This is a genomic window from Xylanibacillus composti (genome assembly GCF_018403685.1).
GTDB classification, from domain to species: Bacteria; Bacillota; Bacilli; order Paenibacillales; family K13; genus Xylanibacillus; species Xylanibacillus composti.
In genome coordinates, this window is the sequence record NZ_BOVK01000109.1 from 1 (window position 1) to 1,819 (window position 1,819).

General features: G+C 45.5%; 3 protein-coding genes. 2 read left to right on the top strand and 1 reads right to left on the bottom strand.

The genetic code is table 11. The features are described 5' to 3' along the window. Both XYCOK13_RS21650 and XYCOK13_RS21655 read left to right on the top strand, forming a co-directional pair. The coding region (locus tag XYCOK13_RS21650; protein ID WP_213414337.1) for an EndoU domain-containing protein at nucleotides 1-707 on the top strand (707 nt) is incomplete at its 5' end. A 12-nt stretch (nucleotides 708-719) separates the two neighbouring features. After that, nucleotides 720-1,151 carry a hypothetical protein gene (locus tag XYCOK13_RS21655; RefSeq protein WP_213414338.1) on the top strand — a complete coding sequence of 144 codons (432 nt, stop codon included), beginning with the start codon at nucleotides 720-722 and terminating at the stop codon, nucleotides 1,149-1,151. Between the two features lie 395 nt (nucleotides 1,152-1,546). Here the strand turns inward: XYCOK13_RS21655 and XYCOK13_RS21660 are convergent, their stop codons facing one another. After that, nucleotides 1,547-1,717 (bottom strand): hypothetical protein, encoded by a 171-nt coding sequence (locus XYCOK13_RS21660; RefSeq protein WP_213414339.1) that lies wholly within the window; start codon nucleotides 1,715-1,717, stop codon nucleotides 1,547-1,549. Nucleotides 1,718-1,819 lie beyond the last annotated feature (102 nt).

Genomic DNA, 1,819 nt, shown 5'->3' on the forward strand with positions numbered 1-1,819 from the left:
AAGATAATTATGAGGGGGACATCACAAACCCTTTAACTCTCAATCTGTACACTTACGTTCACAATAACCCGCTGATCTTCATTGACCCAACGGGGCACAAAGCGGCTTGTACTTCAGAAAGTGCATGTATGCAGCTTTCCGAAAGAATAAGAGCAATGCAAGAGACTTTTGCATCTAATTTAGCAAATGGCAGTTATCAATCCATAGATGATATGGTGCCAGATTTTGCGAAGATTGTTGCTGCCCAAGATGGTTATTATGACGAGCTAGATGAAGATGAGCATTTCATATACTTCAAGCTCGCACAAATCAAACTATTCGGTGCTGAAGAAGCAGGCTTTCAACTTAGCCAAGCAGAGATAGCGACACTGGCGGCAGGCGGGTTTGGCTTGGGCCGATACATTAGCAACAAGGCAGTCAACCTACCTTCACACAAGAAAATCAATATAGACATTGACCATATCATTTCGGGCCATACCAAGAACGGTGCGCGGGCAATACAAAGCGGAACGAAGGACTTGTTCCCCGATCATATGACTCATTCTCAAATTGAGAAAGCCGTTAAAGGTGCCTATAGAAATTCAAGTAAGATTCAAACACAAGGAGAGCGTGTTCTAGTTCAAGGGAAATCGAACGGACTTACAATAGAAATGTGGGTGAACACCCGTTCGAAGACAATTGAAACAGCGTACCCCATTTTTAAGTAGGAGGTATTAGAGTTGTTAAATGTTGTAGTGAATGACGCTTCTCTTGAGAAAAACAAGCGAGGTAGCATTACAGGAGAAATCCATTGGGAAATAGAGAATGCCTGTTTTCCAGATAATCAATGGAATGATTTCATCGTGGTAGTTCTTGCATGGTGGAACAAAGCCGCAGCATTGCTTCGTTCATCGTCTGTTGGAACTTCTGCTGAATTCAATTTCATGGACGGTCCATATTATATTCGTGGGACGAAAAAGGATGAAGCGAACGTTACGTTAAGCTTCATTAGACGAACACTGGATGGTGAAGAGAATCTGCTAGTACACGATACGGATATGTTGGAATTGAAACGATCCATTGAAGAAGCATCAAAGCAAATTCTTAAAGCAGTAGAAGATAGATCGTGGAAATCTGATGATATTATAGAATTAAAACGGTCATTAAAGTAGTAATGAACCCATAACAGCCCTGGTTATTTTTCACCAGGGCTATTCTTTTTGAATCTTTCCCTTTCTTTTCCCGCATACCCACGATGTCTTTCCTTCCCAGCATAACCCCCAAAGCCCGTCCCCCCCTATTTTTCTTCTCTGGTCTACTCAAGATGCTCTCCTCTTAGGTCAAGCCCACTCCACGCTTCGCGGGCAAGCATTCCCTCATGATCCAACTGTATGCCTGTGGCAAGGACACGGATCATTCTTAAGCTTTCTTGGCGTTGTAAGCCGCTGCGCTGCGCGACCGTGCGAACCAACGCCATAAAACTTACCGCCGCTAGGCGAATAAGCCAACTGCGCGGCCGTATTTGTTCGGCAGCTTGCATGTTTGACGCCTCGCGGAGCGACCCTTCCTAATGATCCAAACTCATGCCTACGGCAAGAACATGGATCATTTTGATGCTTTTTGGCGTGGAAAGCGGCTCCGCTTTGCGACCGAGCGACTCCACGCCCAAAACCATTACCGCCGTAGCTTGTCCGGCGGCCTGCTTGTGTGGGGTTTTGCTTCGCTGAACAACCAACAAACCATGCCTTCCCGTGCCATAGGCACGCCATGAATCTGAACTTTCCCCCGCCTTCTCTGGTATACCTACGATGTTTTTTTCTTCCTAGCTCACCCTAAAAGC